This is a genomic window from Cellulomonas dongxiuzhuiae (genome assembly GCF_018623035.1).
Lineage (GTDB): Bacteria > Actinomycetota > Actinomycetes > Actinomycetales > Cellulomonadaceae > Cellulomonas > Cellulomonas dongxiuzhuiae.
In genome coordinates this window covers 530,245-543,459 of record NZ_CP076023.1, presented here as the reverse complement: position 1 = coordinate 543,459, position 13,215 = coordinate 530,245, and the positions used below count along the sequence as shown (strand labels likewise).

11 protein-coding genes and 1 tRNA gene are annotated in these 13,215 nt (G+C 76.2%); 5 read left to right on the top strand and 7 right to left on the bottom strand.

The genetic code is table 11. The annotated features are described in order from the left end of the window. Nucleotides 1–165 precede the first annotated feature (165 nt). Nucleotides 166–2,901 (bottom strand): ATP-binding protein, encoded by a 2,736-nt coding sequence (locus tag KKR89_RS02560; RefSeq protein ID WP_251140982.1) that lies wholly within the window; start codon nucleotides 2,899–2,901, stop codon nucleotides 166–168. A 188-nt stretch (nucleotides 2,902–3,089) separates the two neighbouring features. Here KKR89_RS02560 and KKR89_RS02555 point away from each other — a divergent pair, with 188 nt between their 5' ends. Both KKR89_RS02555 and KKR89_RS02550 read left to right on the top strand, forming a co-directional pair. Then, on the top strand, nucleotides 3,090–4,031 hold the full coding sequence (locus KKR89_RS02555) for a protein kinase domain-containing protein (protein ID WP_251140981.1): 942 nt from the start codon (nucleotides 3,090–3,092) through the stop codon (nucleotides 4,029–4,031). Between the two features lie 51 nt (nucleotides 4,032–4,082). Continuing rightward, nucleotides 4,083–4,649, top strand: a complete 567-nt coding sequence (locus tag KKR89_RS02550; RefSeq protein WP_208197131.1) for a LamG domain-containing protein — start codon at nucleotides 4,083–4,085, stop codon at nucleotides 4,647–4,649. Nucleotides 4,650–4,789: 140 nt separating this feature from the next. Here the strand turns inward: KKR89_RS02550 and KKR89_RS02545 are convergent. The 6 genes from KKR89_RS02545 to KKR89_RS02520 all read right to left on the bottom strand — a co-directional run bounded on the left by KKR89_RS02545 (nucleotide 4,790) and on the right by KKR89_RS02520 (nucleotide 9,911). After that, a tRNA-Ser gene (locus KKR89_RS02545) sits at nucleotides 4,790–4,879 on the bottom strand. Nucleotides 4,880–4,956: 77 nt separating this feature from the next. Beyond that, nucleotides 4,957–6,225 carry a threonine/serine exporter family protein gene (locus tag KKR89_RS02540; protein WP_208197130.1) on the bottom strand — a complete coding sequence of 423 codons (1,269 nt, stop codon included), beginning with the start codon at nucleotides 6,223–6,225 and terminating at the stop codon, nucleotides 4,957–4,959. A gap of 158 nt (nucleotides 6,226–6,383) precedes the next feature. Beyond that, nucleotides 6,384–7,496 carry a coiled-coil domain-containing protein gene (locus KKR89_RS02535; protein ID WP_208197129.1) on the bottom strand — a complete coding sequence of 371 codons (1,113 nt, stop codon included), beginning with the start codon at nucleotides 7,494–7,496 and terminating at the stop codon, nucleotides 6,384–6,386. A 183-nt stretch (nucleotides 7,497–7,679) separates the two neighbouring features. Further along, nucleotides 7,680–7,970, bottom strand: coding sequence for a hypothetical protein (locus tag KKR89_RS02530; protein WP_307802227.1), 291 nt, complete (start codon nucleotides 7,968–7,970; stop codon nucleotides 7,680–7,682). A gap of 16 nt (nucleotides 7,971–7,986) precedes the next feature. Then, the gene (locus KKR89_RS02525; protein WP_208197127.1) at nucleotides 7,987–8,415 is read right to left on the bottom strand and encodes an NUDIX hydrolase; all 429 of its coding nucleotides are present in this window, start codon (nucleotides 8,413–8,415) and stop codon (nucleotides 7,987–7,989) included. An 11-nt stretch (nucleotides 8,416–8,426) separates the two neighbouring features. After that, nucleotides 8,427–9,911 (bottom strand): FAD-dependent oxidoreductase, encoded by a 1,485-nt coding sequence (locus tag KKR89_RS02520; protein ID WP_208197126.1) that lies wholly within the window; start codon nucleotides 9,909–9,911, stop codon nucleotides 8,427–8,429. 180 nt (nucleotides 9,912–10,091) lie between these two features. Between KKR89_RS02520 and KKR89_RS02515 the strand changes: the two genes are divergently transcribed. From KKR89_RS02515 to KKR89_RS02505, 3 genes are read left to right on the top strand one after another with little or no spacing between them, the layout of a single operon-like run. Beyond that, nucleotides 10,092–11,099: an acyl-CoA dehydrogenase family protein gene (locus tag KKR89_RS02515; RefSeq protein ID WP_208197125.1), complete on the top strand. Its 1,008-nt coding sequence runs from the start codon at nucleotides 10,092–10,094 to the stop codon at nucleotides 11,097–11,099. After that, on the top strand, nucleotides 11,093–12,493 hold the full coding sequence (locus KKR89_RS02510; protein WP_208197124.1) for a PIG-L family deacetylase: 1,401 nt from the start codon (nucleotides 11,093–11,095) through the stop codon (nucleotides 12,491–12,493). Before KKR89_RS02515 ends, KKR89_RS02510 begins: the two co-directional genes overlap by 7 nt. Further along, entirely contained in the window at nucleotides 12,490–13,212 is a 723-nt protein-coding gene (locus KKR89_RS02505; RefSeq protein ID WP_208197123.1) for a glycosyltransferase, read from the top strand. Before KKR89_RS02510 ends, KKR89_RS02505 begins: the two co-directional genes overlap by 4 nt. The last annotated feature ends 3 nt before the right edge of the window (nucleotides 13,213–13,215 follow it).

Genomic DNA, 13,215 nt, shown 5'->3' with positions numbered 1-13,215 from the left:
CCGCGCCTGATCCCACCGTCGGGTCAGCCGGCCCGGGGTGTCGGTAGCGGTCCTGCCGGACGGGATCGTGCTGCGGGTACCGGTGCATGGTGCCAGGCTGGTCCGCGCGACCCACCCTTCGCATCGGTAGGAGCCACCGATGGTCGGCGGGCCGCGCCCGTCGGATCAGGTGAGCTGGAGCTCGCGGAGCTCGCGGCGCGAGGTGATGCCGAGCTTGCGGAAGATGTTGCGCAGGTGGGCCTCGACGGTCCGTGGGCTGAGGAACAGGCGTGCGCCGACCTCACGGGAGGTGGCCCCGGTGGCCACCAGCCGGGCCACGTGCAGCTCCTGCGTGGTGAGCTCGTCGGTCGGCTGGGCGGCACGCGCGCGTGGGTGCTCCCCCGTCGCGCGGAGCTCGCGGGCGGCCCGGGCGGCGAACGCGTCCGCACCCATGTCGCTGAGCAGCTCGTGGGCCGTGCGGAGCTGGTCCCGGGCATCCCGGCGGCGCCCCTCACGACGCAGCCACTCGCCGTGGACGAGGTGGGCGCGGGCGAGGTAGCCGCGCATCCGGCTCCTCCCGAGGTGCTCGATCGCCGCGCGGTACTGGTCCTCGGCCGCCTGGCCGGTGCTCATGAGCGCCCGGGCGTACGCCTCCAGCCCCAGCGACCAGGGGGTCGGCCTGACGCGCGCCCGGGCGCTGAACTCCTCCATCGCCTGGGTCGCGTCCTCCGGCTGCCCCGAGCGGACGCACGCCTCGATGAGCTCGGTGAGGCTCGAGCATCTGATCGCGACCTCGGGTGACGTGCACGCCCGGGTCGCCGCCTCCCGCGCCCTCGCATAGCTGCCCATCCCGTTGTGCAGCACCGCCAGCGCGTACTGGGCCTGGGTGGCGTCCGTACCCCTGTCCGGATGGGCGTCGTCCTGGGCGGTGCTCGCGCTGAGCGCGGTGGTCGTGGCGTGGTCGCCGGCCCAGCCGCCCAGGATGACGCGGGCGTGCCGCAGCTCGACCCCACCGGTGGCCTCCATGATCGATGCCGCCTCGGCAGCGAGCTCGTCCGCCCGTGCCAGATCGCCCATCAGGACGGAGGTGATCGACAGGAGGTTCAGCGCGGCCGGGAGCCTGGCCAGCGCACCGCACTCACGGACCAGCTGGACGTTGCGGGTGGCCACGTCGTGGAGCAGATCGTCGTCGAACAGCCCGACCGCGGTGCGCCCTGCCAGCCACAGCCAGCCGTCGCTGCGAGGGTCCCGCCCAGGACCCGCGGACGCGCTTGCGCGAACCGCGTCGACGGCGCTCCACAACCCGCGTGCGCCCGCCGCGTACCCCCGCGTCAGGGTCGTCGCGAGGCCGTCGAGGAGCAGGTCCACGGGCCGCGCGGGGACGTCGGCCGCAGGAGCGGCGAGGGCCGCCTCGGCGATGTGGGTCACGTCGTCGCTGCCGTTGTGGACCGCGGCATCCAGCGCGTGCAGGAAGGTCTCGCGGGAGAGTGCCGGGGCGAGCGGGGCAAGCATCCGGGCCGCGTCGAGCAGCATGCGAGGGGCGTTCCCGTCCCGTGTCAGGTGGAACGCGACCTGCGCCCGCAGCAGTGCGACGCGAGCGTGCTGCAGGGCGTCCAACGGGCCGGCCGCGGCGATCGTCAGCAGCTCCTGCGCCGCTTCGGAGGCACCCGCCTCGTGCTTGGCCTCGGCGCCCTCCAGCGCCCGCCGCGCGCGAGCGGCGGGATCGGGGGACAGCTCCGCGGCGCGCTGCAGGAACGCGGCCGCGGCGGCCACACCCCCGCGGGCGCGTGCCCGCCCGGCCGAGAGCTCCAACCCTTCCGCAGCCTCCTCGTCGGCTCCGAGCACCGCCTGCGCGCGGTGCCAGGCACAGCGATCCGGGTCGACCTGCGGGTCGGTCGCCTCGGCGAGCGCGGCGTGGGCACGCCGACGGTCCGGCGGCGTGGCCGCCCGGTACACCGCCGACCGCATCAGCGGGTGACGGAACCGGAGCCGCGCGCCGACCTCCAGCAGCCCTGCCTGCTCGGCGGGCATCGCCACCTCGCGGGCGAGGCCCAGCAGCCCGACCGCACGCCACAGCAGCGCCGCGTCGCCCGTCGGCTCGGAGGCGACGAGCAGCAGCAGCCGCTGCGTCTCCGGCGGCAGGCTGTCCGAGCGGCGCCGGAAGCTCTCCTCGACGCGGTGCGGGACGTCGAGCACGTCGGGCAGCTCGAACCCGCCCGCGAAGTCCCCGGTGGGAATGCTGCGGGGCAGCTCCAGCAGCGCCAAGGGGTTGCCACGCGCCTCGGCGAGGAACCGTTCGCGTACACCTTCGTCCAGCGGACCGTGCAGGGCGGCACCGAGCAGCGCACGTGCGTCCGCCTCGTCGAGCCGCTCCAGCCGCAGCTCCGGCAGCCCCGCGACCGGAGGACGGTCGCCCGAGCCCTCGCCGGAGTCACGCAACCCGAACACCAGGGCCAACCTCTCGGCCCCGACCCGCCGGGCCACGAAGGCCAGCACCTGCACCGACGCCTCGTCGAGCCACTGCGCGTCGTCGACCAGGCAGAGCAGAGGCGCTTCCTCGGCGGCCTCGGCCAGCAGGTGGAGGGTGGCGAGCCCCACCAGGAACCGGTCCGGCGCGACACCACCGTGGAGTCCGAACGCGACGCCGAGAGCAGCCCGTTGCGGCTCGGGCAGCGTGCCGGCGCGGTCCAGCAGGGGGGCGCACAGCTGGTGCAACCCGGCGAACGCGAACTGGGACTCGGACTCGACGCCGACCGAGGTCTCCACCCGGAATCCCGAGGCGACCGCCGTCTGCTGAGCGTGCTGGAGGACGGCGGTCTTCCCGATTCCCGCTTCCCCGCTCACCACGACAGCCCCGCTGTGCCCGGCCCGGGCCAGCGAGAGGAGCTTCTCGACCGCCTCGATCTGCGAGTGCCGGCCCACAAGGTGGGTCAGGTGATTCTCCGTCCATTACCCCCGACTAGGTAGCCGCCACCGTAGTGGACCCTGACGCGGCGCGCGCCATTCTCCGTGGATTGGTCCGCCGCGGCGGTTCCGTGGCGCCCCGGACGCCCATTCCACCGTGATGCCCACCGACGCGACCGCGCGGCCGCCGCTGCGAGTCTGACGACGTGGCCAGAACAGCCATTCCCGGCACGGCCGACCATCAGAAGGGAAGGGACCCCCTCATGAATTCGCCTCGCGTGCTCGGCGGACGCTATGAGCTCCGCGAGGTCCTCGGCCGCGGCGGCATGGCCGTCGTCCACCTCGGCCGTGACCTGCGTCTCGGGCGCCAGGTCGCGGTCAAGGTGCTCCACGCCGACCTGGCGCGTGACCCGCTCGTCCGGTCCAGGTTCCGGCGGGAGGCGCAAACGGTCGCCGTCCTCGACGACCCCCGCATCGTCTCCGTCCATGACGTCGGAGAACACGTCGACGACGGCGGGGCGGTCATTCCGTTCATCGTCATGGAGCACGTCGCCGGCCAGTCGCTGCGCGCACGGCTCCGCGACGGCGCACTCGCGCTGGACGAGGCCGTCGCGCATCAGGTGGGGGTCCTGTCGGCGTTGGAGATCAGCCACCGTGCGGGCGTCATCCACCGCGACATCAAGCCGGCCAACGTCATGGTCACACCCGAGGGCCGGATCAAGGTCGTGGACTTCGGGATCGCGCGGGTCGGAGGCGATCCCGGCAGCACCGCGGACCGGACCGGCGTGCTCCTCGGCACCGCTGCGTACCTCTCCCCCGAACAGGTGCGCGGTGGGACCGCCGACGCCCGGAGCGACCTGTACTCCGCGGGCTGTCTGCTCTACGAGCTGCTGACCGGACGGCCCCCCTTCGTCGGGGACGACGCGCTCGCGGTGGCCTACCAGCACGTGCACGAGAACCCCGTGCCGGTCAGCGCCCATCGCCGCGAGGTCGCTCCGGCGCTCGACGCGGTGCTCCGACGGGCACTCGCCAAGGACCCGGGCACCCGGTTCCCCAGCGCCCGGTCGTTCCGCGAGGCGCTCCTGTCCGCCGCACGGTCCATGACCCCGGCGGACGACGCCCGCACCACGGCGGCCGTGGCCGCCTAGACAACCTCACCCCTGACACACGCACCACCCACCCGAGAGGAAAGACCCGACATGAACCCCATCGAGCAGCTCATCGTCAACATCCAGGAGCTCGTGGCCCAGGTACCCGAGGCCGTCCAGCCGTTCATCATCATGCTCGCCGGCGCGATCCCGATGGTCGAGGGCGAGGGAGGGGCCATCATCGGCGTCGTCGCCGGCATCCATCCCGTCGTCGCGGCCGCCGCGGCAGCCGCGGGCAACTTCCTGTCCGTGCTGCTGGCCGTCGCGCTCACGTCACGCGCCAGGACGGCTGTCGTCGACCGACGTCCGAGCCGGGTCGCGGTCGGCGCGGGCGCCGGACCGGGCGTCGACGGGGAGGCGCTCCACGAGACGCCCACCGCGAAGCCGGTGTCGAAGGGGCGTCAGCGCCTCAACGCGTGGCTCGTCCGCTACGGCGTCCCCGGCGCGAGCATCCTCGGCCCGTTCGCCGTCCCCACCCAGATCACGGCGACCGTCCTCGTGGGCGGGGGGACGCCGCGCCGCTGGGTCCTGCTCTGGCAGGCCGTCGCCATCGTCATCTGGACCACCGTCGGCACCGTCTCGGTGTGGGCCGCGCTCACCTACGTCGTCGGGGTCTGAGTCCCGGCTGACCCGCGACCGTGTCCTGCACGCACCCTCGACGCGCCGGTCACAGCACCGGGTGCACCCCGGACGACAGACGCCCCGGACCTGCTCGTCGCAGGTCCGGGGCGTCCTGATGTCCGGGGACATCACACGTGCGGAGACGGTGGGATTTGAACCCACGGAAGGGTTGACCCCTTCACGGCCTTAGCAGGGCCGCGCACTAGACCTGGCTATGCGACGTCTCCAAGCCGAGCACACGTTACCGGTCGCCCGTCCTGTGACCAAAGCGAGGGCGTGGCGGGCCCGCGGCAGACCGGGCGGGTCAGTGCTCGAAGCCCCACTCGCGGTCGGTGACCATGCGCGCGACGGCCAGGCCGACCGCGAGCGCGGTGACCACCAGCGCGGCCGAGACGCCGTACGTGAGCGCCTGCGCGACGTCCCCGTTGCTCAGGTAGTACACGGCCCGGTACGCCGGCACCCCGGGCACCATGATCGTCACGGCCGGCACGTACACCGTGATGCGCGGGATGTTGAGGCGCGGTGCCACCCACGCGGCGAGCAGCCCCACGAGGAACGCGGCGGCGGCGGCGGCGGCCTGCGGCGGCCAGTCCAGCAGGACGACCGCCTCGATGCGCAGCAGGTTCGGCAGCGCCGCGACGCCCGCCGCGACCAGCGCCATCCGCCACGGGCTGTTGAACATCAGCGCGAAGCCGAGCACGCCGACGAACGACGCGAGCAGGCGCAGCAGCGTCATCACCGCCGGGTCCAGCACCAGCTCACGCGGCGGGTCCGGGCTCAGCCCGACGACGATCGACACCGCCCACAGCGCGAACGCGGCCGAGACGAAGATCATCAGCGCCCACGTCAGCCGGGCGACCCCGGCCGAGAAGTCGAGCTTGGCCAGGTCCAGCGCGCCGGTGACGAGCGGGAAGCCGGGCACCAGGAACAGGGCGGCGGCCACGTACCCCGCCTCGTGCACGCCGCCGGTGACCCCCAGCAGGTGCAGCGCCTGCACGAACCCGAGGTACGACAGGCTGGCCAGGGTCGCCGCGAGCATCGTCACGCCGAACTGGTTGAAGCCGCGGTGCAGCATGACGCGCCGCAGGCCCTGGCCGAGGCCCGCCCCGACGAACGCCCCGACCACCTCGACCGCGCCGCCGTTGTTGAGGAACGCGAACGCCGCACAGGCCACGGCCGCCCACAGCGCGTTGAGCACCACCGGATACAGCGGCGGCTTCTCCGCGATCCGGTCGATCTGCGTCGTCAGGTCCTCGACCGTGACCGGCGCCCGGGCCTCGACCCGCTGGGCCAACAGCTCCAGCTCCGCCAGCCGGTCGGTGTTGACGCCCACCGTGCGGACCTCGGTGACCTCGGTGCGGAACGACCGGCCGCGGTGCGAGGTCGTCGTGATCTCCGTGAGCGTGACGTGCGCCTGGTGCCGGTCGATGCCGAGGGCCCCCGCCACGCGCGCCATCGACGCCTTCACGCGGTACGACCCCGTCCCGGCCGCGAGGCTGAGCCGCCCGACGCGCAGCACCGCCCCCGAGCGGCGGATCAGCTCGAGCTCGTCGTCGTCGGGTTCTGTCGGCACGGGGACATCATGACCGGACACCCCGGCCCGCCGCGGGACCTCCGGCCCGGTGCGACGCGCGGGCCACGGGCGTCCGCGGCGCCCGGTACGCGGCGGGTGGGACCTCGCCGGAGCCCGGTCGGCGCGCTCGCGCGGGCGGGCGGGACGACGCGCGACGCTCAGGGCAGCTCGTCGGACGCGCGCCGCTCCTGGTCGCGGGCCCGCTCGGCCGCCTTCGTCGCGCGCTCGAGCTCGCGCGCGGCCGCGCGCACCGCCTTCTCGTGCTCGCGGGCACGCGCACGTGCGGTCACGAGGGTCTCGTCGACGCGGGGCAGCGCGGCGCGGGCGTCGGCCAGGCGACGGCGCACGTCGGCGAGCGCCCGGACGAGCTCCTCCTCGGCCGCATACGCCTGCGCGGACGTCGTCTCCGCGTCCTCGAGCGCGGCGACCGCCTGCTGCTCGGCCGTGGCCGTGTCCTCGTGACGCGTGCGCGCACGGTCGAGGTCGGCCTGCGCCGCCTCACGCGCGGCGACGGCCTGCTCGTGGCGGCGGCGCAGCCGCTCGCGCTCCTTCTCGCGGCGCTCGCGCTCACGCGCCTCAGCGCCCGTAGCCCCGGTCGACGTGCCGGTCGACTCGCCGGACGACGTGCGGGCCGCGCGACGGGAGCCCTCCACGGCGCCGTCCCGCACGCGCAGTCGCGCGACCGCCCCGTCCCCGCCGGCCCGTCCACGCGGCGCCTCTTCGCGCGCCCCGGACTGTGCAGCGTTGCTGCCGGATTCCGGCAGCAACGCTGCACGGTCGTCCCGGACGGCGGGTGCCGCACCGAAGCCGACGTGCTCCGTGCCGTGCGTGAGGGTCCCTGCAGCGACCGCGTCGGCGACAGTCGGGTCGGCGAGCGCGGCCGTCAGCGTGTGCTCGACCTCCTGGGCCGCGGCCGTCGACAGCTTCTGGCCGCCGTCGGCCGCGAGCCGCCGCGCGCGGGCGACGAGCCCGGAGACGAGCGCACGACGCTGCTTGCCGAGCTCGCGCAGGGCCGGCCCGTCGAGGTTCCGCTCGGCGTCCCGCATGCCCTCGCCCAGGTCGCGCAGCGCGTCGGCGAGCGACGGGTCGTCGCGCACCAGCACGTTGACGGCCCACGCGGCGACCGTGGGCTTGCGCAGCGACCCGATCCGCCCGGCGAGCTCCTTGTCCTTCGCAGCCTTCGCGGCGCGCACGGCGGCGTCGCGGCGCGCGACGAAGTCGTCGAGCGTCCCGCCGTAGAGCTCGTCGACGACGTCGTCCAGGGAGGTCACCGCCCCAGCCTGCCGCGCGCGACGCCGGGACGCCCACGACCCGCCCGACATGCACCGGATCGCTCTCTCACGCCCTGCCGGAGGGCGTGACATGCACTGGACCGCCCTCTCACGCAGCAAGAAAAGGAGGCGGGGGTTGCCTCGAGGGGTCACCCCCCTCGGGTGCGCGAGAGAGCAATCCGGTCAGTCCCGCCGGCGCGTGCCCGCCGGGTACCACCGGTTGCCGTAGCGGCGGGTCAGGTGGCCGTCGGTGGTCTCGGCGAGCTCGTCGAGACGCTCGATCACGGCCCATCCGATGCGCCGCGCGACCGTGTCGTCCACCGCCTCGAACCGCACGGTGACACGTGCGCGCCCCCGGACCACGCCGACGTCGAACGCCTCGACCGTGGTCAGCGCGCGGGCCGCGGCGACCGCCTCGGGGAGCACGTCGGGTGCCGCCGTCCCGGGACGCAGCAGCCCGACGGACGCCGTCACGCGGTAGGACGGCACGTCAGTCCCGCACGGGCAGCCCGGCGAACCGGCGCGCGACGTCCACCAGGGGCACGCGGCGCAGGTCGTCGACCGCGTCGAGCGGGAACCAGGCGGCCTCGTCGGTGCTCCCGTCGACCTCGTTCGCCAGCGTCCCGCCGACGACGTGCGCGCGGTAGATGACGCGCAGCGCGTGCCGGTCCGGCCGGTCGGGGTGGCCGATGGCCGCACCGGGGTGCACGACCGAGTCGATGCCGAGCAGCCCGTCGACCTCGACGTCGTACCCGGTCTCCTCGCGGACCTCGCGCACGGCGGCCTCCTCGGGGTGCTCGCCGAACTCCAGGCCGCCGCCGGGCAGCGTCCAGCCGGAGTACTCGCCCTCCGACCAGTGCGCCAGCAGCATCCGCCCCTGGTCGACGACGACGGCGTACGCAGCGATGCGGGTCTCCACGGGTGACGACGCTACCGCGCACCCCCGACGGGTCCGCGCGCGACCACGGGCAGCTCGTCGCGCAGCACCGGGGGCCGGCGGACCGGGGGGCCGAGGCCCCGGACGCGGGCGCGCAGCCAGCGGGCGACGAGCCGGGGCCGCAGCAGGCTCGTGGGCGTCGCGGCGAGCTGGTAGAGCCGTGACAGCGCGAGCTGCGCCTCGACGTCGCCGTGCGTGCTCATCCGGTCGACCTCCGCGATCCAGCGGCCGGCCAGCACGGACACGGGAGCGCGCGACGTCGGCAGCCCCGCGAGGACCCGGTCCGCGCTCGTCGCCATCTGCCACGGCAGCTCCCCGAGGCGCACGCACGTGCGCACCGCTCGCGCTGCCACCCCGGGACGGCCGAGCCGGCCCGCGCCGTCGGCCCGGCGCAGCGCGAGCGCCTCGAGCGCCGCGACCGTCATGCCCTGCCCGTACACGGGGTCGAACGCGCACAGCGCGTCCCCGACGACCAGCAGCCCGTCGGGCCAGCCGGTGACGCGGTCGTACCGGTGGCGGCGGTTCGCGGTCTGGCGGTGCGTCGCGACGTCCCCCTCGACCTCGCCGGCCGCGAGGAGCCGCACGAGCGAGTCGTCGCGCAGTGCGGCGAGGAAGTCCCGGAGCCCGGGCAGGTCGCGCGGTGGACGCTGCTCGCCCGCCCCGGTGCCGGACACGGTCCACCGGCCACCCTCCGCGGGCACCGCGATGCCGCCGCCGCGTCCCCGTTGCGGCAGCACGACGACCCCGGGCGCGACGACGTGCTCGGCGGGCAGCCGCACCCGCACGGTCGCGTACCCGAGGTGCGCGTCGACCTCCTCGACCGGCGCCTCGGCGCGACCGAGGGCCGCGAGCCACGTCGGCAGGCGGGACGCGCGGCCGGACGCGTCGACGACGAGGTCGGCGGGCCACGGCGGTGACGCCGCGCCGCCCGTGGACGACGGTGGCACGGCATCCGACCGGCCCGGGGACGGTGGTGGCGGTGGTGGCGGCGCGTCGGACCAGCCCGCCGTGACCGCGTCGACCAGCCAGCGCGACGCGCCGTCCCGCCGGAGGCCGGTGACGCGCTGCCCGCCGACGGCCCGCACGCCCGGCAGCGCCTGCACGCGCCGGCGCGCGACGTGCTCGATGAGCGGACGCGTCGCCAGCAGCACGTGCGGCTGGTGCGACGGCGGCGCCCACCCGCCCGTGCCCAGCCACGCGAGCTCACCGGTGTCGACCGGCACGGCACCGGCCGCCAGCAGCTCGGCCCCGAACCCGGGCAGCAGCTCCTCGATCGCGAGCAGCCCGCGGTGCAGCAGCAGGTGCGGCTGCCGCCCCTGCGGCACGCCGGGCCGGGGCACGGGCGCGTCGGGCAGGTCGTCGCGGTCGAGCACGGTGACGGTGCGGCCGTCGCGGGCGAGCGCTGCCGCGGTCAGCAGGCCGGCGATGCCGGCACCGATCACGACGACGTGCTCCTGGCCTGCCCCCGGCTCGCCCATGCCCCCATCCTGTGACGGACCGACCCCCGGCACCAGACCCACCGGCCGGCACCCGGCGTCGCCCCGGCGTCGCGCCCGCGGGCCGGCGCGCGTCCCGCACGCCCGTCGGCTCGTTCCGGTCGCCGCCGCGGACGTCCGCGGTGATGATCTGCTGGACCCGCCGCCCACCCGAGGACGTCCGTGCCACGCACCAGCTCCCCCGTCCGGCTCGGTACGCACGCACCGTGGCTGCCGGACGTCCTGCCGGCCGACCCCGACGACGCGCTCACCGCCGTCCGCGGCTGGCCTGCCGACCTGCGTCCCGGTGCCGGCTCGACCCTGCGCCTGTGGTCGCTGCTCGCGACGCTCGGCGCGCACGACCTGGGCGTCGCGCGTGCCGTCGAGCCGCACCTCGACGCCCTCGCGATCCGTGAGCAGGCCGGGCTGCCGGCCGGCGGTGAGCGCACGTGGGGCGTGTTCGCAGCCGAGGGTCCGGGCGTCCGGCTCGACGCGGTGCCGCACGGTGACGCCTGGCGCCTCACCGGCACCAAGCCGTGGTGCTCGCTCGCGAACCGTCTGGACGCCGCGCTCGTGACCGCCCACCTGCCCGACGGTGAGCGCGCGCTGTTCGCGGTCGACCTGACGGACCCGGGGGTCGCGCCCGTCGACCAGCCGTGGGCGTCGCGCGGGCTCACGGAGATCCCCTCGACGCCCGTCGCGTTCGACGACGTCCCCGCCGCACCCGTCGGCGGGCCCGGCTGGTACCTGGCGCGGCCGGGGTTCTGGTGGGGCGGCATCGGCGTGGCCGCGTGCTGGTACGGCGGCGCGACGGGCCTGGCGCGCACGCTCTGGCAGCGCGCGACGATCACCGACGACCGGCTCGTCGCGATGCACCTCGGTGCGGTCGACGCGTCCCTCCAGGACGCGCGCCGCGCGCTCGAGGAGGCCGCGCGCGTCGTGGACGGCGACCTGGACGCGGGCGTGAGCGGGTCCGTGGTCGCCCGGCGCGTGCGCGCGAGCGTCGCCCGGGCGTGCGAGGACGTGCTCGCGCGCGTCGGCCACGCGCTGGGCCCGGCACCGCTCGCGCTCGACGCCGAGCACGCCAAGCGCGTCGCGGACCTGCAGGTCTACGTGCGCCAGCACCACGCCGAACGCGACGAGGCCTCGCTGGGGGCGGCGCTCGCGGGTCGTGACGTGGCGCCGTGGTGAGCTTCGACGGCCGGGCCGCCGGCACGCCGCCGGACGTGTGGGACGCACGGCTCGCGGCCCTGCCGACGTGGCCGCTGCCGCGTGCGGGCCGCACGGTCGTCGTCGCCGCGCACCCGGACGACGAGACGCTGACCGCCGGTGGCCTGCTGGCCGAGCTCGCCGCCGCGGGCCGTCCGGCGGACGTGGTCGTGGTGTCCGACGGCGCCGCGTCGCACCCGGGCTCGCCGACGCTCGACCCGACGGCCCTCGCGCGTCGCCGCGTCGACGAGGTCCGGCACGCCGTCGAGATCCTGTCGCCCGCGTCGGACGTGACGCTCCTGGGCCACCCGGACGGCGGGCTGCGGGAGGTCCGCGACCGGGTCGCGGCCGACCTGCGCGCGGTCCTGACCGCCGGGGCGCCCGTCGCGACGCTCGTCACGACGTGGCGCGGCGACGGCCACCGCGACCACCGGGTGCTGGCGGAGGTGTGCGCCGAGCTCGCCGACGAGCTGGGGTGCACGCTCGCCGAGGCACCCCTGTGGCTGTGGCACTGGGCGACGCCCGAGCACCCCGCGGTGCCGTGGGACGACCTGCGCGCGCTGCCGCTGTCCGACCACGCCGTCGTGCTCAAGCAGCGTGCGGTCGCGGCGCACACGTCGCAGGTGCAGCCGCTGTCGGACCACCCCGCGGACGCGCCCGTGCTGCACCCGCGGTTCCTGCGCGGGTTCGACCGGGACGTCGAGCCGTTCGTCGTGCACGAGCCCGCGCGGCCCGGGCCGGGTGCTCCCGCGCGCGCGACGCTGCCCGCCGCGTACTTCGACGCGACGTACGCCCGGCACGCCGACCCGTGGGGCTTCACCGACCGCCCGTACGAGGCGCGCAAGCGTGCGCTGACCCTCGCGGCGCTGCCCGACGCCCGCTACGCCCGCGCCCTGGAGGTCGGGTGCGCCATCGGCGTCCTGACGGCCGAGCTCGCCGCCCGGTGCGACGAGCTGACGGGCACGGACGTCGCGGACGCGGCCCTGGAGCGCGCACGCGAGCGCCTCGCGGACGCGCCCCACGTCCAGGTCGTGCGGGGCGCCCTGGGCGGCACCGGTGACGACGCCCTGCCCGGCGGCCCGTTCGACCTCGTCGTGCTCTCGGAGGTCGGCTACTACCTGTCGTGGGCCGACCTCACGGCCGCTCTGCCCGACCTGCTGACGCGCCTCGCGCGCGGCGGGACGGTGCTCGCGTGCCACTGGCGGCACGCGGTCGAGGACTACCCGCTGCCCGGGGACGCCGTGCACCGGGCGCTCGCGCGCGCCGCGCAGGACGCCGGTCTGGCGCACCTCGTCGAGCACCGCGAGGCCGACCTGCTGCTCGACGTGTGGAGCCGCGACCCGCGGTCGGTGGCCGAGCGCACGGGGCTGCGGTGAGCGCGCACGGCGTCACGCACGTCGCGGTCGTCGTGCCCGTGCGCGACGAGGAGGCGCTGCTCGGCCGCTGCCTGCTCGCGCTCGGCGCCGCGCGGGACGCGCTGCTCGCGCGCGGCGGCTGCACGGTCGACCTCGTCGTGGTGCTCGACGCGTGCCGGGACGCGAGCGCGGAGGTCGTCGCGGGGTACGTGCGCGCCCGGGGCGGACGCGACGCGGGCGTGCGGGCGCTGCACCTCGAGGCCGGTGACGTGGGTACGGCCCGCCGCACGGGGGTCGACGCCGCGCTCGCGGCCGCCGACCTCCCCCGCACGTGGCTGGCCTGCACCGACGCCGACTCGCAGGTCCGCCCGGACTGGCTCGTCGAGCACGTGCGCCTCGCCGACGCGGGCGCCGACGTGGTCGTCGGGACCGTGCACCCCGACCCCGCGGACCTCAGCGTCGCGCAGTGGGAGACGTGGCGCACGACGCACGTCACGGGCCGCCCCAACGGGCACGTGCACGGTGCGAACCTCGGCGTGCGGGCCTCCGCGTACGCGCGCGCGGGCGGGTTCCTGCCGGCCCGCGAGCACGAGGACGTCGACCTCGTGGCGCGCCTGCGTGCGACGGGTGCGCACGTCGTGGCGTCCGACGTGGTCGACGTGCGCACGTCCGGGCGGCCCGTCGGCCGCACGCCCGGCGGGTACGCGGGCCACCTGGCCGCGACGCTGCTGCGGGTCTGACGT